Below are 22,645 nucleotides of genomic sequence, written 5' to 3'. Positions count from 1 at the left end.
TTGCGTTGTGATGCTGAGGGAGGACATCATGAAGAAGATCCTACTGGGAACAGCCGTTGGAATTGCTGCCATGACCGGCAGCGCCTTTGCCGCAGAGGGTGTGACGGCCTGCCTGATCACCAAGACCGATACCAATCCGTTTTTCGTCAAGATGAAAGAGGGCGCCGAGGCCAAGGCGGCGGAGCTGGGCATGACGCTCAAGAGCTTTGCCGGGAAGGTGGATGGCGACCATGAAACCCAGGTTGCCGCGATTGAGACCTGCATTGCCGATGGCGCCAAGGGCATCCTGCTGACCGCCTCCGATACCTCGTCGATTGTACCGGCGGTGCAGCAGGCGCGCGATGCGGGGCTGGTGGTGATTGCGCTGGACACGCCGCTGGAGCCAATCGACTCGGCCGATGCGACATTTGCCACCGACAATTTCCTGGCTGGTGAGCTGATTGGCAAATGGGCGGCGGCGAGCCTTGGCGATGAGGCGGCCAATGCCAAGATCGCGATGCTGGACCTTGCTGTCAGCCAGCCCACCGTGGGCGTGCTGCGCGATCAGGGCTTCCTGCAGGGGTTCGGCATTGATCTTGGCGATCCCAACAAATGGGGCGATGAGACCGATCCGCGCATTGTCGGCAATGACATCACCGCAGGCAATGAAGAGGGCGGTCGCCGCGCGATGGAGAACCTGCTGGCGAAGGACCCGATGATCAATGTGGTCTATACCATCAATGAACCCGCCGCTGCCGGTGCCTATGAGGCGCTGAAGGCAATCGGGCGTGAAAACGACGTGCTGATTGTCTCGGTCGATGGCGGCTGTCCCGGCGTGCAGAACATTAAGGACGGCGTCATCGGTGCGACCTCGCAGCAGTATCCGCTGCTGATGGCGTCCAAGGGGATCGAGGCGATCAGCGCCTGGGCCACCACGGGCGAGAAGCCTGCGCCGACACCGGGCAAGGCGTTCTTTGACACCGGCGTGGCGCTGGTGACCGATCAGCCTGCCGAGGGCGTCGAGAGCATCGACACCGAAGAGGGCATGAACCTCTGCTGGGGGTGATCAGGTGACACACCCCTTAGAGGCAGGCCAGACAAGGGGCTGTTAGCCAAGGCGAGCCATGGGGGCGGTGGAAACATCGCCCCTTCTGCACCGCTGCGATCCCTGTCGCAGCCGCATCCCCGGCTGTGGGTGTCAGGCCCATCGGACGCCGGATCTTACGGAGACAGATATGACCACGCCCCACAGCTATGAAGCGGCGGCCAGCGGCAGCCCCGAGGCCGTTGCGGATTTTGACCAGGGAGAGGCCTCCTTTATCAGCCGGTTGCAGCATCTGCTGCATGTGACGCCATCGCTGGTGCCGCTGATCGTGCTGGTGCTGTCGGTGATCGTCTTTGGGCTGCTGCTGGGCTCGAAGTTCTTTTCGCCCTTTGCGCTGACGCTGATCCTGCAACAGGTGGGCATTGTCGGCATCGTGGCCTGCGCGCAGTCGCTGGTGATCCTGACGGCAGGTATCGACCTGTCGGTGGGGGCGATCATGGTGCTGAGCTCGGTGGTGATGGGTCAGTTCACCTTTCGCTACGGGGTGCCGCCGGAAATCGCGGTGGTCTGCGGACTGATCTGCGGCACCCTCTGCGGCTTTATCAACGGCTGGCTGGTGGCGCGGATGAAGCTGCCGCCGTTTATCGTGACGCTGGGCATGTGGCAGATCGTGCTGGCGACGAATTTCCTCTATTCTGCAAATGAGACCATTCGCAGCCAGGTGATCGCCACCGACGCGCCGCTGTTGCAGCTGTTTGGCGAGAAGATCAAGATTGGTGGTGCGGTCTTCACCTATGGTGTGATTTTCCTGGTCATTCTGGTGGTTCTGCTGGCCTATGTGCTGCGGCATACGGCCTGGGGGCGGCATGTCTATGCGGTTGGCGATGACCCGGAGGCGGCGGAGCTGTCGGGGGTCAAGGTGAACCGTGTGTTGATCTCGGTCTATATGCTGTCGGGGCTGATCTGCGCTTTTGCAGGCTGGGCGATGATCGGGCGGATCGGGTCGGTCTCGCCGACCTCGGGACAGCTCGCCAATATCGAGAGCATCACGGCGGTGGTGATCGGGGGCATTTCGCTGTTTGGCGGTCGCGGCTCGATCCTGGGGGCATTCTTCGGCGCGCTGATCGTGGGCGTCTTTACCCTGGGGCTGCGCCTGCTGGGGGCGGATGCGCAGTGGACCTATCTGCTGATCGGCCTGCTTATCATTGCCGCGGTGGCGGTAGACCAGTGGATCAGAAAGGTATCGGTCTGATGGAACCCATTTTGAAAGCCCGAGGTCTGGTAAAGCGCTATGGGCGTGTCACGGCGCTGGACCATTGCGATTTCGATCTGATGCCGGGGGAGATTCTGGCGGTGATCGGTGACAATGGCGCCGGGAAATCCTCGCTGATCAAGGCGATTTCCGGCGCGGTGGTCCCCGACGCGGGCGAGGTCTGGCTGGAGGGGCGAAAGGTGGCGTTCCAGTCGCCGATTGATGCCCGCGAAGAGGGGATCGAGACGGTCTATCAGACGCTGGCGATGTCGCCTGCGCTGTCGATTGCCGACAATATGTTCATGGGGCGGGAGCTGCGCAAACCCGGCTGGCGGGGCAATCTGCTGCGGCAGCTGGATCGCGCGCGGATGGAGCAGATTGCCCGCGACAAGCTGAATGAGCTGGGGCTGATGACCATTCAGAACATCAATCAGGCAGTGGAGACGCTGTCGGGTGGTCAGCGTCAGGGCGTGGCCGTGGCGCGGGCGGCGGCCTTTGGGTCCAAGGTGATTATTCTGGACGAGCCGACGGCGGCGCTGGGCGTGAAGGAAAGCCGCCGGGTTCTGGAGCTGATCCAGGACGTGCGGTCGCGCGGCATCCCGATCATCCTGATCAGCCACAACATGCCGCATGTGTTCGAGGTTGCCGATCGCATTCACGTGCATCGGCTGGGCAAGCGGCTTTGCGTGATCGACCCCAAACAGCACAGCATGTCCGATGCGGTGGCCTATATGACTGGCGCGCAGGACCCATCCGGGGATCTGACAGCAGCATGACACGGGACATGACATATCTGGCGGATCTGGTGACCGCCGTGCAGGCGCTGCCCGTTGCCGATGGGCGCGCGCGCCGTCTGGTGGCGCTGGCGGGCGCGCCGGGCAGCGGCAAATCCACTCTGGCGGAGCTGTTGGTGCGGGCGCTCTGCGCCAATGGCACACCGGCGTCGGTGGTGCCGATGGATGGGTTTCATCTGGACAACGGGCTGCTGTCCGAAATGGATCTGCTGGCGCGGAAAGGCGCGCCCGAGAGCTTTGATGCGGCGGGGTTTCAGCGGCTGATGGCGGCGATGGCGACAGAGGAGGAGGTGGTCTATCCGCTGTTCGACCGGGCGCAGGATATCGCCATTGCAGGCGCAGCGCGGGTTGATGCCGGGGTCGAGGTTGCCGTGGTCGAGGGCAATTACCTGCTGTTCGACGCGCCCGTCTGGCGGGATCTGGCGGCAATCTGGGATCTGTCGGTCCGGGTCGATGTGCCGCGCGAGGTGCTGCGGGAGCGGCTTGTGGCGCGCTGGCAGGCCCATGGGCTGAGCGACGCCGAGGCCGAGGCACGGGCCGAGCGCAACGATATGGCCAACGCCGATCGTATCGCCGCTGCGGCCCTGCCTGCGGATGTGATCTGGAAAGGTGAGACAGAATGATCCTGTGTTGTGGCGAGGCGCTGATCGACATGATCCCGGCGCCGGTCGCGGGAGCCGTGCCAATGGTGGACGGCGCGGACGCGCAGACCGGTTTTGTGCCCCATTGCGGCGGCGCGGTGTTCAACACCGCAATCGCTCTGGGGCGGCTGGGGCAGGCAACCGGCCTGTTCACCGGCCTGTCGCGGGATCTCTTCGGGCAGCAGCTGATGTCGGCGCTCGACGCGTCGCATGTGGATCACGCGCTGGCGGAGGTCTCTGATCAGCCGACCACGCTGGCATTTGTGCATCTGAAGGATGGCCATGCGGCCTATCATTTCTTTGACGAGAATTCGGCCGGGGCCAGCCTGCGATCGGACCGGCTGCCCGAGTTGCCGGAACAGGTCAAGACGCTGTTCTTCGGGGGGATATCCTTGTGCAACGGCGCGGCGGCTGAGACCTACGCGCGTCTGGCCGCGCGGGAAACCGGACAGCGCATCATCATGATCGACCCCAATGTGCGGGCCGGGTTTGCCAGCGACGAGGCGGCCTATCGCAGGCGGCTCACGGCGATGGTGGCAGGGGCCGGGATCGTCAAGGTATCGGATGAGGATCTGCACTGGATCTATCCGGGCGACGCTCCGATTGAGGACAAGATCCGGCAGGTTCTGGCCGCAGAGGCAGGACAGGGCCCCGGCTTGGTGATCCTCACCTTGGGCAGCAAGGGCGCCAAGGGCTATCTGCGCTCCGGCCCGACGGTGGAGGTGCCCGCACAGGCGGCGGAGGTGGCCGATACGGTGGGCGCGGGCGACACGTTCAACGCAGGCTTTCTGGCGGCAGCGAGCGAGGCAGGCGTGCTGGCGGATGCCGCCAGCGGCGCGATGGATTTGGAGCAGCTGCGGGCCTGTCTGGGCTATGGCGCACGGGCCGCCGCCGTCACCGTTTCCCGCCCCGGTGCCAATCCGCCCTGGCGCGACGAGCTGGCGGGCTAGGGCCGCGATCCAACATTTGATCTGCTGAGGCGCCAGCCGGTCACAACTGCCGGTGTGGCGCTTTGCGTTGGGGATTGTCAGGGATCATATGTTCACGTAATGTTCTCACGAATTGTCTAGTGAAGGATTATCAGATGATTGAGGGGAGCTGTTGCTGTGGAACGGTCAAATTCCGACTGAAGGCGGAACCATCCATGATGGGGACCTGCCATTGTTCGCGTTGCCGAAAGGCAGGGGCGAGCACCATCGTTTTTGTCAAGCGGGAGGATCTGAGCTGGGTTGAGGGCAAAGATCAGGTGGCCCTGTACCAACCAGCCCCGCCTTACAAATACGGCAGATGTTTCTGCAGGGTCTGCGGCAGCTCGCTTGGGGAGATCCTGTCAGAGGAGGACAGTTTCCCGATTGCCGCAAATGCGCTGGACAGCGAGATTGCAACGAGAAACCGGTTTCATGAATTCGTGTCGGAGAAGCCTGGCTGGTACGAGATTTGCGACGATGCGCCAAAATCCAGCGGCCATCCGGCCTGATCGATCTGGTTCGAGACCCATAGGGGCGTGACTGCCCCGCAGCGCCGTATTGCACGGGGCTGCGGGGGAAGGAGGGCCATCAGATCTGCGCGGTCAGCGTGCCAGCTGGCTTGCGGCGCGGGCGAGGTCGCGGATGGCGTCCCAATCGCCTGCCTCAACCAGTTTGGTCGGGGCGACCCAGCTGCCGCCGGCGCAGACCACGTTGGACAGCGACAGGTAGCTGTCTGCATTGTCCGGGCTGACGCCGCCGGTTGGGCAGAAACTGATCTGCGGCAGGGGGGCGCCGATGGCCTTGAGCGCGGGAGCGCCGCCGGAGGCCTCAGCCGGGAAGAATTTCAGCATGTCATAGCCGCGGTCCAGAAGGCGCATCGCCTCGGAGGCGGTGGCGGCACCGGGCAGCATCGGCAGACCGGCGGCCTCGGCCGCGTCCAGCAGCGTGTCGGTGGCGCCGGGGGAGACGCCGAATTGCGCACCGGCCGCGACGGCGCGGGTCACATCCTCCGGCGTGATCAGCGTGCCGGCACCAACAACGCCGCCCTCGACCTTGGCCATTTCGGCAATCACATCCAGCGCGGCGGGGGTGCGCAGGGTGACCTCCAGTGCGGGCAGGCCACCGGCGACCAGGGCCTCGGCCAGCGGGCGGGCGTGGGCGACGTCATGGACAACCAGCACCGGCACGATCGGGGCCAGCTGGCAGATCTCGCGGGCGCGGGCGCTGGCATCTTTTGGGGTGATGGGCATGAGTCAGTCTCCGATCAGGGTCGAGAATACGGTGGCGCCGGTGTCGGCCGAGGTGACGGAATTGCGGAACAGTGCGAACATCTCGCGGCCGGTGCCGTGCTGATAGGCGGAGAGGTCGGCCACCACGGGGGCGCGGTCGTCAAAGCCCTCGGCCTTGACCTCCAGCGTCCCGGTGAGGGCATCAACCCGCACCATGTCACCGTCGCGCAGTTTGGAAATCGGACCACCATCCAGCGCCTCTGGCACCACATGGATGGCGGAGGGGATCTTGCCCGAGGCGCCGGACATGCGGCCATCGGTGACCAGCGCCACCTTCTGGCCGCGCCCCTGCATGATGCCGAGGAAGGGCGTCATCGAGTGGAGTTCCGGCATTCCGTTGGCCTTTGGCCCCTGGAAGCGGACAACAATCACCACATCGCCCTTGTCCAGTTCACCCGCCTTGAAGGCGGCCTTGGCCTCCTCCTGATCATGAAAGACGCGGGCGGGGGCCTCGACGATGCGGTGCTCTTCGGCCACCGCGGAGATCTTCATCACGCCGGTGCCGAGGTTGCCGGAGAGTCGGGAGAGCCCGCCGGTGGGCTGGAAGGGGTCGCTGGCGGGGCGAATGATCTTGTCGTTGAGGGTCTCGCCGGAGCCGGGTTTCCAGACCAGACCTTCGCCGGTGAGGAAGGGTTCGCTGGTGTAGCGGTCCAGCCCGGTGCCCGCCACGGTTTTGGTGTCGGGATGCAGATGGCCGGAGTTCAGCAGCTGGCCGATCACATAGCCAAGCCCGCCAGCCGCGTGGAAGTGGTTCACATCGGCCAGACCGTTGGGATAGACCCGCGCCAGCAGCGGCACCACGTCAGAGAGTTCGGAGAAATCCTGCCAGTCCAGAATGATGCCGCCGGCGCGGGCCATGGCGATCAGGTGGATCAGCAGATTGGTGGAGCCGCCGGTGGTCATCAGCCCGACGATGCCGTTCACATAGGCGCGTTCATCAAGGATGTCGCAGACCGGTGTGTAATCATTGCCAAGCGCGCTGAGCGCGAGGGCGCGGCGGGCGCCTTCCTCGGTCAGGGCGGCGCGCATGTCAGTGCCGGGATTGACGAAGGAGGAGCCGGGCAGGTGCAGGCCCATGAACTCCATCAGCATCTGGTTGGTATTTGCGGTGCCGTAGAAGGTGCAGGTGCCGGGGCCGTGATAGGCGGCCATCTCGGATTTCAGCAGCTCGTCGCGCCCGATTTCACCGGCGGCGAACTTCTGGCGGACCTTGGCCTTGTCATCGTTGGAGATGCCGGAGGTCATCGGGCCTGCGGGCAGGAACACGGCGGGCAGATGGCCAAAGACCTGCGCGCCAATGACCAGACCCGGCACGATCTTGTCACAGACGCCGAGATAGACAGTGGCATCGAACACGTTGTGGCTGAGGGCGATGCCGGTGGCCATGGCGATGGTATCGCGGGAGAACAGGCTCAGCTCCATTCCCGCCTCGCCCTGGGTGACGCCATCGCACATGGCAGGGACGCCACCGGCCACCTGCGCAGTGCCGCCGACGCGGCGCACGGCGTCGCGGATCCGCTGCGGATAGGTTTCAAACGGCTGATGCGCCGAGAGCATGTCGTTATAGGCGGTGACAATGCCGAGGTGTCCGGCGGTGCCTTCGGCGAGGGGCATCTGATCCTCGCCCGTGGCGGCATAGGCATGGGCCTGACCGCTGCACGACAGATGGGCGCGGGCGGGGCCTTTGCCCTTGGCAGCGCGCATCCGGTCGAGATAGGCGGCGCGAGGTTTGGCGCTGCGGGCGATAATTCGGTCTGTGACGTCGCGGAGTGTCTGGTTCAAACGCATCGGGTGCCTCTTTCAGTCGTCAGGTGCCGGTTGGTCGTGGGTCTCAGTGGCGGGGTGGGCGGGCAGGCTCAGGAGCCGATGCCGCGCCAGCGGCGATTGTCGCGGTGCATCAGCAGCAGCGCGTCCTCTGGCCCGGAGCTGCCGGGATCATAGGGCTGCGGCGTGTCATTGCTGTTGTCAGCCCAACCCGCGATGATGGGATCGGCCCAGGCCCATGCGGCTTCGACCTCATCGCCGCGCATGAACAGCGTCTGGTTGCCGCGGATCACATCCATGATCAGCCGTTCATAGGCGTCCTGCGGCCGGCCAGCCTCTGGCAGGCTGTCGGCAAAGGTCATGTCCAGATTGGCGCCGGTCAGACGCATGCCGCCGGGACCGGGATCCTTGATCGTGGTGCGCAGGGTGATGCCTTCGTCCGGTTGCAGGCGGATCACCAGCACATTGCCCTTGATACCGCCGGTGCCGGTGTCCTCGGCAAAGATGTTATGCGGCGGATCGCGAAAGAAGACGGCGATTTCCGACTCGCGGGCGCGCAGGCATTTGCCGGTGCGCAGATAAAACGGCGTGCCGGCCCATCGCCAGTTGGCGACCTCCACCTTCATCGCGATAAAGCTTTCGGTGGTGCTGGAAGGGTTGCCTGCGTGCTCGCGGTAGGATTCTCCCTCCGGGCCGCGGTATTGGCCACGGGCGATCTGATCCGGGGCGACGGGGTTCAGCGCCTCGATCACCTTCACCTTTTCGTCGCGCACGGCGTTGGGGGTGAAACGGGCGGGGGGCTCCATCGCGGTAAGGCACAGAAGCTGCATCAGGTGGTTCTGGACCATATCGCGCATGGCGCCGGATTTGTCGTAATATTCGCCGCGCCCTTTGACGCCGATGCTTTCGGCGACGGTGATCTGCACATGGTCGATGTGGGAGGAATTCCACAGGGGTTCAAACAGCGAATTGGCAAAGCGCAGGGCCATCAGGTTCTGGACGGTCTCTTTGCCCAGATAATGGTCGATCCGGTAGATCTGATGTTCTTCGAAATTGGCGCGCAAGGCGGCGTTCAGCGCCTGGGCCGAGGCCAGATCATGGCCGAAGGGTTTTTCCAACACGATGCGGCTGTCGGGGGTGGCGATCCCGGTGGAGCGCAGACGGCCGGCGATATCGGGGAACAGGCTGGGCCCGACCGAGAGGTAGAAGGCGCGGATGGCATCGTCGCGCAGCAGATCGCCAAGCGCCTGCCAGCCATTGTCGCCGCGCGCATCGACGGCGGTGTAATGCAGCAGAGTGACGAAGGCCGCGATTTCGTCGTCGCTGGTTTCGCCCGGCTGGCCAAAGGTGCGGATGGCATCGGCGACCATCTGCTGGAAGCCTTTGCGGTCCATGTCGCTGCGGGAGGTGCCGATAATGCGGCAATCGTCGGAGAACTGGCCGATCTGGAAGCGGTGGAACAGGCTGGGCAGGATCTTGCGGCGGGCAAGATCCCCGGTCGCGCCAAACAGCACGAGATCAAAGGACTGGACGGGAATGACGCGGGAAACCATGGCTCTCTCTCTGACAGCTCGAAGGGGAAATTGGCGGTCTTTTTGGTGGCTAGGGTTGCGGTTGGGTGAGTTTCGACAGCAGGCCACGGGTGGAGCCGTCTTTGGCCTCATAAGCCTCGGCCGGAGCGCTGCCATCAACCAGCGGCAATAGGCTGACGGCCAGTTCCTTGCCCAGTTCGACGCCCCATTGATCAAAGGAGTTGAGCCCCCAGACCACACCTTCGACAAACACACGGTGTTCATATAGCGCGATCAGCTGGCCCAGCACGAAGGGCGTCAGCTTCGGATAGGCCAGGGTCACCGAGGGGCGGTTGCCTGCAAAGGCGAGATGACCTGCCATCTGCTCCAGCGCGTCGCCGGTAAAGCCGCGTTTGGCAGCGATGGCGCGGGCCTCCTCGCGGGAGCGGCCCAGCATCAGGGCTTCGGACTGGGCGAGGCAGTTGGAGACCAGCAGCTGGTGGTGATCGGTCAGATCGCCCTCATGCGCCTCGGCGGCGATCAGGAATTCGGCAGGCACCACGCGGGTGCCCTGATGTAGCAGCTGGTAGAAGGCGTGCTGGCCATTGGTGCCGGGTTCGCCCCAGACGATGGGACCGGAGTTGCGTGGCAGCGGGCTGCCATCCAGTGCGACGCTCTTGCCGTTGCTCTCCATGTCCAGCTGCTGAAGATAGGCCGGGAAGCGGGACAGGCGCTGGTCGTAGGGCAGAATGGCGCGGCTGTTGTAACCGCAGATATTGTGGTGCCAGATCCCTGTGGCGGCCAGCATCACCGGCAGGTTTTCGCGAAACGGTGCTGTGCGGAAATGGCGGTCCATCGCCGCCCCGCCCGACAGGAACTCGCGGAAATTCGTGGCCCCGATGGCGATCATGATCGGCAGGCCAACCGGCCCCCAGAGCGAATAACGCCCGCCCACCCAATCGGCAAAGCCAAAGACCCGTTCGGGGGCAATGCCAAAGGCACCGGTTTTGTCCAGCGCCGTGGAAACCGCCGCCAGATGCGCAGAGGTGTCATCCCCCAGTGCGGCCCGCAGCCAGTCCTGCGCGGTGCGGGCATTGGTCATCGTCTCGATGGTGGTGAAGGTTTTGGAGGCGATGATCACCAATGTGGTCTGCGGATCCAGAGCTTTCAGCGTGTCGGCGATATGGGCGCCATCGACGTTGGAGACGAAATGGCAGCGCGGACCGTCGTGGTAGGGCGCCAGCGCCAGCGTGGCCATCGCCGGGCCAAGGTCGGAGCCGCCGATGCCGATATTGATCACATCGGTGAATTTGGCGCCGGTGCTGGAGCGCAGGCTGCCATCGCGCAGCGCCTCGGCAAAGCTTTCCATCTGTTGGAGGGTCTGACGCACCGGCGGCAGGATATCCTCGCCATCGACCAGGATCGGCGCGTCAGTCTGTGCCCGCAGGGCAGTATGCAGAACGGCGCGGTCTTCGGTGGTGTTGATCTTCTCGCCCCGAAACATCTGGCTGATGCGATCGGCAAGACCGGCCTCGACGGTGAGGCGCTCCAGTAGCGAGAGCGCGGTGGCGTCCAGCGCGGTTTTGGAATAGTCCAGCAGCAGCCCGTCGGTTTCGGCGGAGAAGCTCTGAAACCGGTCTGGCGTCGCGAAGAGCGACAGGAGCGGGATATCGGCGGTCTCTGTCCGGTGCTGTTCCAGAAGCTGCCAGATCTGCGTCCGGGTCTGCGTCATCGTCGGTCTCCCTCGGTTGTCCTTGCCCCGTTGCGAATCACTCAAGGGCACCGCTGCCGATTAGTTAGCGCTAACATGTGCATTTGTAACGCCCTAATATAGCAGGCCGCGCGAATAGGCCCAAATCGGGCTGTCACGGGTGAAAATGGGAGCCGGAATGAGGGGCGGGCCGGGGCGTGCCGGATCAGACCCGCTGACCCGCAGCATCAAAGGCGAGGCAGTTGGCCGGATCAAAGTCAAAGGTCAGCGTTTCGCCCACATGGGTGTCATGCTGACCAAAGAGGCGGGCGGTAAAGGTCAGATCCTCGCCCATGTCGACCAGAATATTGGTGTCGCCGCCCAGTTTTTCCACGTGAATCACCTCGCCTGTGAGCGGGCCATCCGGGCTGATGCGGGCATATTCCGGGCGAATGCCGATGAACTGTCCGGGGTTGCCGCCCAGACGCGGGGCGGGGACAAAATTCATGGCTGGTGCGCCAATGAATTCCGCCACAAAACGGTTGGCAGGATTGTTGTAGAGTTCCATCGGGGTGCCGACCTGTTCGATACGGCCGTCGCGCAGCACGACGATTTTATCCGCAAGGGTCATCGCTTCGATCTGGTCGTGGGTGACGTAGATCATGCTGGCCGACAGCTGACGGTGCAGGCGGGCGATTTCCAGACGGGTGTTCATGCGCAGGGCGGCATCGAGATTGGAGAGCGGTTCGTCAAACAGGAACAGCTTGGGTTCGCGCACCACGGCGCGGCCAATGGCGACGCGCTGCCGCTGACCGCCCGACAGTTCCGAGGGGCGGCGATCAAGGTAGTCCTCCAGCGACAGCATCCGGCTGGCTTCGGCGACGCGGGCGGCGATTTCCTCCTTGGGCTGGCGTTCCTGTTTCAGGGCAAGCGCCATGTTTTCGCGCACGGTGAGATGCGGATAAAGCGCATAGGACTGGAACACCATGGCGATGCCGCGTTTGGCGGGGGGCGTGGTGGTGACGGTCTGGCCGCCGATGGTGATCTCACCCGCCGTGGCGTCCTCAAGCCCAGAGATCACCCGCAGAAGGGTGGATTTGCCACATCCCGACGGGCCGACAAAGACCACGAATTCGCCGTCCTCCACGGTGAGGTTGATATCTTTCAGCACCTCGACCGGGCCGAAGGATTTGCAGACATTGGTAAGCTGTAGGGCGGTCATGGCGGGGATCCTTCAGGTCTTCGGGTTCGCAGAGGGCGAGGTGGGCGCTGTCGCCGCGGCCTCGGTCTGTTCTGGCTGTACTGTGGTCAGGTCAACGGGCGCGCCGCTGCGGATGCTCTGGTCGGCGGCCAGACAGATCGCCAGCGACGCAACGGCGTCCTGCATGTGCCGCTCCATGTCGATGTCCTCGGCAATGACCCGCAGCATATGGGTCTGTTCGGCAGCGCAGAGCGCCTGATGGTCGGGTTCCTCGGGCAGGTCGATGCGGCGGTCCGGGGTGTCTTGCGTGCTGCGATGCACGATCAGGCTGCCGACGGCGGTATGGCCATCGACATCGTCCGAGCCAGCCTTGTCTGTTTCGGTGATCGAGACGGATCCGTTGGGGGAAATCACGTCTTTTACGAAATACGCGGTTTCGGACATCATCGGTCCCCAGCCTGCCTCGTACCAGCCGACGGAGCCGTCAGAGAAGGTCACCTGAAACTGGCCGTAGTTATACATATCCTCGGCAATTTCATCCGACAGGCGCAGGCCGATGCCATGGACGCGCTGGGGTACGGCATCGGTGATCTGGCACATCACATCGACATAATGCACGCCGCAGTCCACGATTGGCGAAGTGGTCTGCATCAGTGCCTTGTGGGTCTGCCATGTAGGGCCATCGGACTGCTGGTTGAGGTTCATGCGGAACACATACGGGGGCCCGAGATCGCGGGCCTCGGCAATCAGGCGCTGCCAGCTGGGATGGTGACGCAGGATATAGCCCACCATCAGCTTGCGCCCCAGACGGCGGGCGGCGTCGGTCACTGCGCGGGCATCGGCAACCGTGGTGGCCAGCGGCTTTTCGACGAAGACATCCGCGCCGGACTCCATTGCGGCAATGGCATAGGCGGCATGGCTGTCGGAATAGGTGGCGATGACCACCAGATCGGGTTTGGTCTGCGCCAGCGCCTGATGGAAATCGCTATAAACCGGATAGTCCTGCAAGGGGGCCTGTGCAGGCGCGCCGGAGCGGTTGACGAGGCCGACGATCTGCGCGGTTTCGTCATTGTGGTGAGCCAGCGCATGGGCAAAGCCCATATTGCCAAGGCCTGCGATCAGTACGCGGGTCATTTGGGGCCTCCGCTGTGGTCAGGATGGCTGCTGTGATGATGGCGAGAGGACAGGCTGAGCGCCGGGCCAACAAGCGGCTGAAGACTGCCGCTCCGGGGGGCTGGCCCGACGCGGCCCGGCACTGCTGCCGGACGAGCGCATAGCGTGATATGTCGGATCATTTCACCGCTCCTGAGGTGATACCGCGGATCAGCTGGCGCGAGAAGATCACATAGAGCACCATGACCGGCAGGATCGCCATCGACAGCGCCGAGAGCACGGCGTTCCAGTCTGTCACGAACTGGCCGATGAAGACCTGGCTGCCCAATGTCAGCGTCTTGGTTTCCTCGGCCGGGGCCAGGATCAGCGGGAACCAGAGATCGTTCCAGATCGGGATCATGTTGAAGACGGCGACGGTGGCCATGGCCGGGCGCACCAGCGGCAGCACCAGGCGGAAGAAGATGGTGTATTCCGAAAGCCCGTCGATGCGGCCGGCGTTCTTCAGATCATCGCTCACCTGTTTCATGAATTCCGACAGGATGAACACCGCCAGCGGCAGACCCTGCGCGGTATAGACGAGGATCAGCGCAGTCAGCGTATTGACCAGCCCGGTGTCCACCATCAGCTCCAGAATGGCGACGGTGCCGATGCGGATCGGGATCATGATGCCAAGGGCGAGGTACAGGCCGAGCAGCATATTGCCCTTGAACCGGTATTCGGCGAGGGCGAAGGCGGCCATGGCGCCAAACAGCAGCACCAGCGCCAGCGACACCACGGTGACAATCATCGAGTTCTGAAAGTAGAGGAAGAAATCCCCCTGCTTCAGGACGGTCTGATAGCCGACCAGCGAGAATGTGTCGGATGTCGGTAGGCCGAGAGGGTCGCGAAAGATCGCTTTGCGGGTTTTGAAGCTGTTCACCAGGATCACAAACACCGGAAACAGGGCGATCAGCGTGTAGGTGATCAGCGCACCGTGGGCGAGGATGCTGTTGAACGGGTTTGAGCGGGATTTATGCATCATCGGATCCTCAGAACTGGTAGCGGCGCAGACGGGTCTGGATGCCGAAGAGATAGATGCAGACACCGATCAGGATGATCGCGAACATGGCGGTGGCAATGGCGGACCCCATATGCGGATCGCCCAGTTGCAGCTGAAAGCCGAAGAAGGTGCGATACATGAAGGTCCCAAGGATATCGGTGGAGAAATCCGGCCCGGCAAGTGCGCCTTGGGTGGTGTAGATCAGGTCGAAGGCGTTGAAGTTGCCTACAAATGTCAGGATCGAGATGATCCCGATGGAGGGTAGGATCAGCGGCAGTTTGATTTTCCAGAAGGCGGACATGCCGGTGATGCCATCAACCTCGCCGGCTTCGATCACCTCTTCGGGGATCGACAGCAGGGCTGCGTAGATCAGCATCATCGGGATGCCGACAAACTGCCAGACAGAGATCAGCGCCAGCGTGGTCAGCGCGTAGTCTTCCTTGCCCAGCCAGGGGGCAAACAGCCACTTCAGGCCAATGGCGTCGAGGAGGTCGGGGGTGATGCCCCAGATCGGCGAGAGGATCAGTTTCCAGGCGAAGCCGACGATGACAAAGCTGAGGATGGTCGGCACGAAGATCGCGGTGCGATAGAGTGCGGCAAACCGGAGCCGGGGATGGCTGAGGATCGCCGCCAGCGCCACCCCGATTGGGTTCTGCACCAGCATATGCACGATGAAGAACCAGAAATTGTTGCCAAGCGCATTCCAGAACTGTTCCGACCAGTTGGGGTTGCCGAACAGGGTCTGAAAATTGGCGAGGCCGACGAACTGGCGGATCTGGTCGCTTTCGCTATAGAGCGCGAGCCGCAGGGTATTGAACAGCGGGAAGATCATGATGGCCGTATAGACCAGCACAGCGGGCGCCAGAAAAACGGCGATATGCCAGCGTCTGCGCGGTTTATGAGGGGTGTTTTGCATGATGTGTCCCATCTGTCGACGGGTCCGGGCCGCGTGAGGCCGCCCGGACGCCTGAGTCTGTGGTCAGTCAGATCGCGGCGCGCTTATTTCTGCGGCTCGTACCAGCTGGCCAGACCCTCTTGCAGTTCAGCGCCGAGATCAGCGGCGGCCTTGGTGCCCTTGATCGCGGCAACGGAGGCCCCCCAGGTTTCGTTTTCGAGGTTCGGCGTACCGCGCGACAGGATCTGATAGGTGGAGCGGATGGTGCTCTCACACTCGCCACGCCAGGAGACGAATTCCTGCGCCAGCGGATCATCCATCGCGACCTTATGGTTTGACAGCGAGAAGAAGCCCGGCAGCGCGTTGGCGTAGATTGCGGCGAATTCAGGCGAGCCGACCCAGTTCAGGAAGGTCTTGGCAGCTTCTGCATTGGGGGAGGCGGCATTCAGGCCCACCGCGATATCGGTGTGATCCGAGATGTAGCAGGTGTCGCCCGCCGCTTTGACTGGCGGTTTGAAGGCGCCCATGGCGAAATCGGCCTGGGTGTTGAAGCCGGAGATTTCCCAGCTGCCTGCCGGATAGATCGCGGCGCGGCCCAGGGTGAAGATGTTCTGGCTGTCGGGATAGGTCTGGGCTTCATAGCCGTCGCCCATGTAGGCACCCCATTTCGACAGGGTCTCATAGGGGGCGACCCACTGCTCGTCGGTCAGTTTCTGGTCGCCTGCGATCAGGGCAAGACGGCCTTCCTCACCTTTCCAGTAGTTCGGGCCGATGTTGTTATAGCCCATGGTGGCGGCTTCCCACTGGTCGTTGGTGCCCATCGCCAGCGGAATGTAATTGCCGTCCTGTTTGATTTTCTCCAGCGCCGCGAAGAACTCGTCTTCGGTCTCCGGTACGTCCACGCCCAGCTCGGCAAAGGCGTCCTTGTTGTAGATGAAGCCGTGGATCACCGAAGCAATCGGCACGCAGAAGGTGGCGGAGCCGTCATCTGTCTGCCAGGCGGATTTGGCCACATCGGAGAAGCTGCTCATCGCCTCAAGATCGGACAGATCGGCCAGCTGGCCCTTGTCATAAAGACCAAGCGAAGCATCAAAGGGGCGGCAGGTGATCAGATCGCCGGCGCTTCCCGCATCCAGTTTGGAGTTCAGCACGGCGTTATATTCCGCCGGGGCAGAGGGGGTGAACTTCAGCTTGATGCCGGGGTTGGCGGCCTCAAAGGCGGGGATGATCTTGTCCTGCCAGAGGGCGAGGTCATCGTTGCGCCAGCTCTCAATCGTCAGCGTGACGTCTTCGGCAGCGGCTGCGCCGCCGAGCACGGTCGAGCCGAGCAGCGCGAGGGTAAAGAGTTTGCGTGTCATTCTGTATCTCCCAGTTTGCATGTTTGGTATTTGAAATCAGGGTCTTGGTGACCTCTTGGGTGGCGCGTGGCCGACCGTTACACCTGTGCGAGCGCGGCTCGCAGGTTGTCCTTGTTATGGCGCAGCAGCGTGTCCGCCGCAGTGGGGGAGGCCGCACCCTGCAACAGCAGAATGGCGGCTTTCACCGCGCCGCCGGTCTGATCCAGCGCGCGGGCGGCGGCCTCGGCGTCCTGCTGTGTGAGGGTGCAGACTATGCGGATCGCGCGTTGGCGCAGCTTGGCGTTATCTGCGATCAGATTGACCATCATACCGTCCATCACATGCCCCAACCGGATGCCTGCCAGCGTCGACATCATGTTGAGCGCGGCCTTCTGCGCGGTTCCGGCGCCCATGCGGGTGGAGCCTGCGATGACCTCCGGCGGTGTTGGCAGGCAGATTGCCACATCGGCCAGTTGCAGCAGTGGCGTGTCTGCGTTGTTGGCGATCGCGATGACCTTGGCGCCGGCGGCCTGTGCGGTTTTTGCAAAGCCGATCGGGAATGGCGTGGTGCCGCTGGCGGAAAGGGTGATCGCCACATCACCTGCGGTCACTGCGGCGGCAGCCTTGCTGCCGGCCGCGCTGTCATCTTCAGTATGGCCGGGCATCCGCCCGTCGGATGGGATGCCGCCGGCCATGTGAATGGAGATCTGATCGGCGCTGATGCCGAATGTGCCGGGCAGTTCGGCGCCATCAGCCAGCGCCATAAGGGCCGAGGAACCTGCCGCCGCATAGTGCAGGTGACCAGCGTTGCGCAGGCATTCCGTCAGCAAAGCGGCGCCTGCGGCGATGGCGGGGCGGGCGCTGTCTACAGCTGCCAGTGCGCGCGATTGCCCGTCGAGAAGCGTGTCGAGGATATCGGCATCGGCGCGCAGATCGAGCCCCCTGGCGCGGGGGTGCAGCGTTTCCGTCTGCGCATCGGTGGGCGCCGATATGCGTGCTGCGGACGGTTGTTCGCTGGTCGATGCCATGTGATTCCTCCCCCTCAGGTGAATGAGAAGTATTTAATACCTATGCAATACCACTTGTCTACCATTTAATTATTTTCTTGGTCTGGTGTAGGTTTTTCAAAGAGTTATCTACTGTGGTGTCAACACTTGCGGCCGATAGGTCTTTCTTTTGGTTAAAAGGTATCTTATAGGTATTGCATGACTGACTCGTGCTTTCCATATCTGATCGCCGTGGACGGAGGGGGGACCTCCTGTCGCTTTGTCCTGCTGGGGGCGGGCGATCCTGCGGCTGATCTGCCTGATACCTCCGCGCCCAAGAGCTGCGGGGCGTCGCCGCGCCGGCTGGTGGTCACCGGGGGGAGCGCCAATGTCTATACCGCGCCCGAGCTTGCGGTTGAGACGCTGCGCGCGGGATTGGGCGATCTGCAACGTCAGGCGGGCCTTGACGATGAGGCTTTTCACCAGATCCCGGTCTATGCAGGGCTGGCGGGGGTGATTGATGCCGGGTCGGCAGCCTTTGTCGCCTCGGCCCTGCCGCATCGGCATATCCGGGTCGAAGATGACCGGATGCCTGCGGTTGTCGGGGCGCTTGGCGAGGGCACTGCCTGTCTGATCGGTGTCGGCACCGGGTCATTTCTGGGCCGTCAGGTGGCGGGGCAGGTCACGCTTATTGGTGGTCACGGGGCGGTTCTTGGCGATGAGGCCTCGGGCGGCTGGCTGGGGCGGCGTGTGTTGCAGCTGACGCTACAGGCGGCCGAAGGGATCGAGCCGATGACGCCGCTGCTGCGCAGCTGTCTCAGGGATTTTTCCAATCAGACTGCCGAGATTGTCCGGTTTGCCCAGACCGCGCGTCCGGCGGCCTTTGGCGCCTATGCGCCGCGGGTGGCGCAGGCTGCCGCTGCGGGCGATTCCGTAGGGCGGCGGCTGATGGCCGAAGGGGCGGAGTATCTGTGCCACGGGTTGCAGGCGCTGGGACGTCGGCCGGAGGAACCGGTTTATCATATCGGCGGTGTGGCGGCGCAATACGCCGCCTATCTGCCTGCGGATGTGGCGGAGTACCTGCAGGCGCCGGTGGGCTCGCCACTGGACGGGGCGCTGGAGCTGGCGCGCCGCTTTGCTCGCGAGATCCGGCAGGAGGCGCTATGACGGTCGAGGAATTCCTGAAACCGGCCGCCTGGCTGGAGGACGCCGCCGGGCCACGCTATGTGCGGCTGCGCCAGCGTATCGAGGACGGTATCGAGACCGGGCTGCTGCCCAAGAGCGCGCCCTTGCCCGCCGAACGAGAGATTGCAACGCTGACCGGACTGTCGCGCGTCACCGTGCGCCGCGCCATGCAGGATCTGGTGGATCGGGGCATCGTGGTGCAGCGGCAGGGCTCGGGGAGTTTTGTGTCCGATGGCACGCCCAAGGTGGAGCAGTCGCTGTCGCAGCTCACCTCGTTTACCGAGGACATGGAGCGGCGCGGCTATGACACCAGCGTCGAATGGCTGGAACGCGGCATCCATACCCCTTCGCCCGAGGAGGTGATGGCGCTGGCGCTGACCTCGGGGGAGGCGGTTGCGCGTATTGCCCGTCTGCGGCGTGCCAATGGGCGTCCGATGGCGATCGAGCGGGCCTCGCTTCCGGTGGATATCCTGCCCAATCCGCAGGCCGTCCGGGGGTCGCTTTATGAGGTGCTGGAGCAGACCGGCAGCCGCCCGGTGCGGGCCTTGCAGCGGATTTCGGCGATCAACCTGCCGGAGTATGAGGCGCAGCTGCTGGGGGTGGAGCCGGGAATGGCGGGCCTAAGCATCGTGCGGACGTCTTATTTGCGCAACCGTCGCGTGGTGGAGTTCACCCGCTCGATCTATCGCGGCGATGCTTATGATTTTGTCGCCGAGCTGCGGCTCGGGACGAGCTAACCTGGCGACCCTGAGGAGGGAACCATGACAGATATCACCAAGATGCGTCGCGAGATCGACGAGATCCCGACCGCCGTGGATCGGCTGCTGAGCCAGGGCGAGGCGGATATTGACGCGGTGGCCGAGGCGGTGCGCCGCCTTGATCCGAATATTATGGTGACGGTGGCACGCGGATCGTCCGACCATGTCTGCACCTATCTGAAATATGCCAGCGAGATCCTGCTGGGGGTGCCTGTTGCCTCGGTCGGGCCGTCGGTTGCGTCGATCTACAAGGCGCCGTTGCGGCTGCAGGGGGCGCTGAGCCTGGCGGTGTCGCAGTCGGGCAAAAGCCCGGACATCGTGGCGATGGCGGAAAGCGCGCGCCGTGACGGGGCGCTGGCGGTGGCGCTGACCAATGATCCCGCCTCGCCGCTGGCGGCTGCGTCGGACCATGCGCTGGATATTCACGCAGGGCCCGAGTTGAGCGTGGCCGCGACGAAGACCTTTGTCACCTCGGCGGTGGCGGGGCTGTGGCTGGTGGCCAAATGGGATCGCAATCAGGCGGTGCTTGCGGCGCTGCACGCCTTGCCGGAGCAGTTGGAGCGCGCCTGCCGCATTGACTGGCCCGAGGTGCGCGAGGCCATCGGCGCGCGGTCATCGCTGTTCACGCTGGGGCGTGGTCAGGCGCTGGCGGTGTCGAATGAGGCGGCGCTGAAGTTCAAGGAAACCTGCCAGCTTCATGCGGAGAGCTATTCCTCGGCGGAGGTTTTGCATGGGCCGGTGTCTATTGTGGAAGAGGGGTTCCCGGTGCTGGGCTTTGCGGCGGCGGATGCCGCTGAGGACGCGCTGGCGGGTATCGCCGATCAGATCGCGGGCAAGGGCGCGCAGGTCTTTGCCACCAGCGACAAGGTGACGGCGGCGCGGCGGGTGGATCATATCCGCACGGACCATGCGCTGACCGATCCGATCAGCCTGATCGTGTCCTTTTATGCGATGGTTGAAGCCTTTGCCGCCTCGCGCGGGATTGACCCCGATGCGCCCCGCCACCTGAAAAAAGTGACGGAAACGGTATGACCGGCGACCGGCAACCGCTGCGTGCGCTGACCGGTGCCCGCATCCTGACCCCGGTGGGCTGGGAGGAGGACAGCGCGCTGGTCCTGCGCGGCGACCAGATCGCGGCCGTCCTGCCCGTCGGCAAACTGCCCGAGGGGGCGGAGGTGACGGAGCTGACCGGTGGGATCCTGACGGCGGGGTTTGTCGACCTGCAGGTCAACGGTGGCGGCGGGGTGATGTTCAACGACGCGCCCGAGCTGGAGCAGTTGCAGGTCATCGCAGCGGCCCATGCGCAGATTGGCGCGACCTCGATCCTGCCGACGCTGATTACCGATACGCCGGATTTCGTCGCCCGCGCCATCGACGCCGTGGACGCCGCGATTGCCGCCGGGGTTCCGGGCATCATCGGGCTGCATCTGGAGGGGCCGCATCTGGCGGTGTCGCGCAAGGGCGCGCATGATGCGTCTTTGATACGCCCGATGAGCGAGACCGATCTGGAGATGTTATGCGCAGCGGCCACCCGGTTGCCGGTGCTGAAGGTGACGCTGGCGACCGAAGCGGCGACCCCGGCGCAGATCCGGCGGTTGAGCGAGGCGGGCGTGCTGGTGTCGCTGGGTCATACCGATGCGAGCCACGCCGATTGCGTGGCGGCGGTTGCGGCAGGCGCGCGCTGCGTCACCCATCTGTTCAACGCCCAGAGCCAGCTTGGCAATCGCGAACCGGGTGTTGTCGGCGCCGCCCTTGATCTTGGCGGGCTGTCAGCGGGGCTGATTGCGGACGCGGTGCATGTGCATCCGGCATCCATGCGGGCGGCGCTGGCGGCCAAGACCGGGCCCGGGCAACTGTTTCTGGTCAGCGATTCCATGGCCACCGGCGGCTCCGATATCGACCGCTTTACCCTGAATGGTCGCGAAATCCGCCGTGACGGCAATCGGTTGACGCTGGCTGACGGCACCCTTGCGGGCGCCCATCTGGAGCTGGCAACGGCGGTGCAAATCCTGGTCGAGACCTGCGATCTGCCGTTGGAGACGGCGCTGGAGATGGCCACGAGCCGGCCGGCGGATTTGATCAGGCGGCCCGATCTGGGGCGCTTGCAACCCGGCGCGCGCGCCGATGTGCTGCATCTGAACGACGCGCTGGAGCTGCAGCAGGTCTGGCAGGGCGGCCTGGCGCTGTAGCTGCTGTTGCATCGTGTCGCTCAGCGATGCCTCATACGGTGAAACTTGGCGCCAACTGTTCTGCTGGGGCTGGAAGTCCTGCTGGTCTGCTCTGAGGTCATGCTGACCGATCCTGCACGACCCACGAACGGCAGAAAAGCGCGGATAGTGTGCGTTGCAAAGTCGGTCATTTGACGCAACCAGCCGAGGGTTTCTGCTGCGCCGCAGCCGACCGTTCGCTGCGACTGCGAGGTTTTGCAGCCGGTGAGCTGACACAATGCGGGACGGACCCGACTTTTGCTAATGCAGCCAGTGCTTACACAGCAATCTCTCGCGGTTGCAGCAAAAATAATTCTGCGATGCGGCCCGTGTTGGACCTGTCACGTTTTAGTGCCGCCCCAGGTGCTCGTTTAAGCCACCTTCCGTGCGAATGCGACTGGGATCGGAATATCACATTCATCGTGCAGCGCCTCTGCTCCATCTGGCGCATAGGTGCCGCCTTCAATCCCGCTGCCCCCCCCAGGGGTTTGCCGGTATCACAGGCCAGGCCGTTGATATCTTCGGGCTTCTGGTGCCGGTATTCATCGGCGATCCACATCATGGTCAGTTCATTGGTGTCCCTGTCGGGTGCCGGAACATTCATGCCTGAGTTCAAGAACCCATGGCGGATCAATTCCTGGGCAAAGCGCCGGGTGATTTTTTCCAGCTCATGTTCTTCCCGGTGGCGTGGGTCGATCCGCAGGGCGCCCTTGGAGCCGCCGAACGGCGGCCCCAACAAAGCACATTTATGAGTCATAAGCGCCGCCAGCGCCTCAACCTCTTCCTGATCGGTATCCGGAGAATATCGGATGCCGCCCTTTGCCGGAGGGTTTTGGGTGGAATGCACCGCGCGCCACCCTGTAAAGGAGTGCATTTTGCCACGCAGCCGCACACCGAAGCGGGTCACATAGGTCGCGTGGCAGATGCGGATTATTTCTCATCCAGCCCTTCTGGCAAATCGATTGTGGATGCTATGTCGTTAAATATGGCA

General features: G+C 63.7%; 21 protein-coding genes. 10 read left to right on the top strand and 11 right to left on the bottom strand.

Translation table 11 applies throughout. From position 1 onward, the window contains the following. Positions 1–28 precede the first annotated feature (28 nt). The 6 genes from VWZ81_RS08865 (at position 29) to VWZ81_RS08840 (ending at position 5,188) form a co-directional block, all read left to right on the top strand. A complete protein-coding gene (locus VWZ81_RS08865; RefSeq protein WP_340547455.1) occupies positions 29–1,045 on the top strand; it encodes a sugar ABC transporter substrate-binding protein in 1,017 nt (338 codons plus the stop codon). 169 nt (positions 1,046–1,214) lie between these two features. Beyond that, the gene (locus tag VWZ81_RS08860; RefSeq protein WP_340547454.1) at positions 1,215–2,276 is read left to right on the top strand and encodes an ABC transporter permease; all 1,062 of its coding nucleotides are present in this window, start codon (positions 1,215–1,217) and stop codon (positions 2,274–2,276) included. Then, positions 2,276–3,052: an ATP-binding cassette domain-containing protein gene (locus VWZ81_RS08855; protein WP_416542989.1), complete on the top strand. Its 777-nt coding sequence runs from the start codon at positions 2,276–2,278 to the stop codon at positions 3,050–3,052. Before VWZ81_RS08860 ends, VWZ81_RS08855 begins: the two co-directional genes overlap by 1 nt. Next, positions 3,049–3,693 (top strand): nucleoside/nucleotide kinase family protein, encoded by a 645-nt coding sequence (locus VWZ81_RS08850; RefSeq protein WP_416542988.1) that lies wholly within the window; start codon positions 3,049–3,051, stop codon positions 3,691–3,693. The genes VWZ81_RS08855 and VWZ81_RS08850 overlap by 4 nt, the downstream gene beginning before the upstream one ends. Next, a complete protein-coding gene (locus tag VWZ81_RS08845; RefSeq protein ID WP_416542987.1) occupies positions 3,690–4,661 on the top strand; it encodes a carbohydrate kinase family protein in 972 nt (323 codons plus the stop codon). Before VWZ81_RS08850 ends, VWZ81_RS08845 begins: the two co-directional genes overlap by 4 nt. A gap of 134 nt (positions 4,662–4,795) precedes the next feature. Further along, on the top strand, positions 4,796–5,188 hold the full coding sequence (locus VWZ81_RS08840; protein WP_076617012.1) for a GFA family protein: 393 nt from the start codon (positions 4,796–4,798) through the stop codon (positions 5,186–5,188). A 93-nt stretch (positions 5,189–5,281) separates the two neighbouring features. On the opposite strand, the gene eda is transcribed toward VWZ81_RS08840, so the two are convergent. The 10 genes from eda to VWZ81_RS08790 all read right to left on the bottom strand — a co-directional run bounded on the left by eda (position 5,282) and on the right by VWZ81_RS08790 (position 17,546). After that, positions 5,282–5,929 (bottom strand): bifunctional 4-hydroxy-2-oxoglutarate aldolase/2-dehydro-3-deoxy-phosphogluconate aldolase, encoded by a 648-nt coding sequence (eda, locus tag VWZ81_RS08835; RefSeq protein ID WP_416542986.1) that lies wholly within the window; start codon positions 5,927–5,929, stop codon positions 5,282–5,284. A gap of 3 nt (positions 5,930–5,932) precedes the next feature. Further along, on the bottom strand, positions 5,933–7,756 hold the full coding sequence (gene edd, locus VWZ81_RS08830) for a phosphogluconate dehydratase (protein ID WP_416542985.1): 1,824 nt from the start codon (positions 7,754–7,756) through the stop codon (positions 5,933–5,935). Between the two features lie 68 nt (positions 7,757–7,824). Further along, entirely contained in the window at positions 7,825–9,285 is a 1,461-nt protein-coding gene (zwf, locus tag VWZ81_RS08825; protein ID WP_340547448.1) for a glucose-6-phosphate dehydrogenase, read from the bottom strand. 49 nt (positions 9,286–9,334) lie between these two features. Beyond that, complete coding sequence (gene pgi, locus VWZ81_RS08820; RefSeq protein WP_416542984.1) at positions 9,335–10,975, bottom strand: glucose-6-phosphate isomerase; 1,641 nt, start codon at positions 10,973–10,975, stop codon at positions 9,335–9,337. A 184-nt stretch (positions 10,976–11,159) separates the two neighbouring features. Continuing rightward, the gene (locus VWZ81_RS08815) at positions 11,160–12,155 is read right to left on the bottom strand and encodes an ABC transporter ATP-binding protein (RefSeq protein ID WP_416542983.1); all 996 of its coding nucleotides are present in this window, start codon (positions 12,153–12,155) and stop codon (positions 11,160–11,162) included. Between the two features lie 12 nt (positions 12,156–12,167). Continuing rightward, positions 12,168–13,268, bottom strand: a complete 1,101-nt coding sequence (locus VWZ81_RS08810; protein ID WP_416542982.1) for a Gfo/Idh/MocA family protein — start codon at positions 13,266–13,268, stop codon at positions 12,168–12,170. A 157-nt stretch (positions 13,269–13,425) separates the two neighbouring features. Further along, positions 13,426–14,265 (bottom strand): carbohydrate ABC transporter permease, encoded by an 840-nt coding sequence (locus VWZ81_RS08805; RefSeq protein WP_044040979.1) that lies wholly within the window; start codon positions 14,263–14,265, stop codon positions 13,426–13,428. A 10-nt stretch (positions 14,266–14,275) separates the two neighbouring features. Next, on the bottom strand, positions 14,276–15,202 hold the full coding sequence (locus tag VWZ81_RS08800; RefSeq protein WP_416536595.1) for a carbohydrate ABC transporter permease: 927 nt from the start codon (positions 15,200–15,202) through the stop codon (positions 14,276–14,278). A gap of 83 nt (positions 15,203–15,285) precedes the next feature. Next, positions 15,286–16,539: an ABC transporter substrate-binding protein gene (locus VWZ81_RS08795; protein WP_416542981.1), complete on the bottom strand. Its 1,254-nt coding sequence runs from the start codon at positions 16,537–16,539 to the stop codon at positions 15,286–15,288. A gap of 77 nt (positions 16,540–16,616) precedes the next feature. Beyond that, positions 16,617–17,546: an N-acetylmuramic acid 6-phosphate etherase gene (locus tag VWZ81_RS08790; protein WP_416536597.1), complete on the bottom strand. Its 930-nt coding sequence runs from the start codon at positions 17,544–17,546 to the stop codon at positions 16,617–16,619. 177 nt (positions 17,547–17,723) lie between these two features. On the opposite strand from VWZ81_RS08790, the gene VWZ81_RS08785 reads away from it, so the two are divergent. The 4 genes from VWZ81_RS08785 to nagA are packed head-to-tail and all read left to right on the top strand — an operon-like array spanning position 17,724 to position 21,636. Further along, complete coding sequence (locus VWZ81_RS08785; RefSeq protein ID WP_416542980.1) at positions 17,724–18,671, top strand: BadF/BadG/BcrA/BcrD ATPase family protein; 948 nt, start codon at positions 17,724–17,726, stop codon at positions 18,669–18,671. Further along, positions 18,668–19,426 (top strand): GntR family transcriptional regulator, encoded by a 759-nt coding sequence (locus tag VWZ81_RS08780; protein WP_340547440.1) that lies wholly within the window; start codon positions 18,668–18,670, stop codon positions 19,424–19,426. The genes VWZ81_RS08785 and VWZ81_RS08780 overlap by 4 nt, the downstream gene beginning before the upstream one ends. Positions 19,427–19,450: 24 nt before the next feature. Then, positions 19,451–20,479 carry an SIS domain-containing protein gene (locus VWZ81_RS08775; protein ID WP_416542979.1) on the top strand — a complete coding sequence of 343 codons (1,029 nt, stop codon included), beginning with the start codon at positions 19,451–19,453 and terminating at the stop codon, positions 20,477–20,479. Continuing rightward, on the top strand, positions 20,476–21,636 hold the full coding sequence (gene nagA, locus VWZ81_RS08770) for an N-acetylglucosamine-6-phosphate deacetylase (protein WP_340547438.1): 1,161 nt from the start codon (positions 20,476–20,478) through the stop codon (positions 21,634–21,636). The genes VWZ81_RS08775 and nagA overlap by 4 nt, the downstream gene beginning before the upstream one ends. 295 nt (positions 21,637–21,931) lie before the next feature. Here nagA and VWZ81_RS08765 read toward each other — a convergent pair whose 3' ends face one another. Beyond that, the gene (locus VWZ81_RS08765; RefSeq protein WP_416542978.1) at positions 21,932–22,501 is read right to left on the bottom strand and encodes a Glu/Leu/Phe/Val dehydrogenase dimerization domain-containing protein; all 570 of its coding nucleotides are present in this window, start codon (positions 22,499–22,501) and stop codon (positions 21,932–21,934) included. Positions 22,502–22,645: the final 144 nt, after the last annotated feature.

It is taken from the genome of Phaeobacter sp. JH20_34 (genome assembly GCF_048056095.1).
In the GTDB taxonomy this organism is placed as follows: Bacteria; Pseudomonadota; Alphaproteobacteria; order Rhodobacterales; family Rhodobacteraceae; genus Phaeobacter; species Phaeobacter bryozoorum.
Note: the sequence above shows the minus strand (reverse complement) of the source record. Positions and strands in the feature narration are given on the sequence as shown.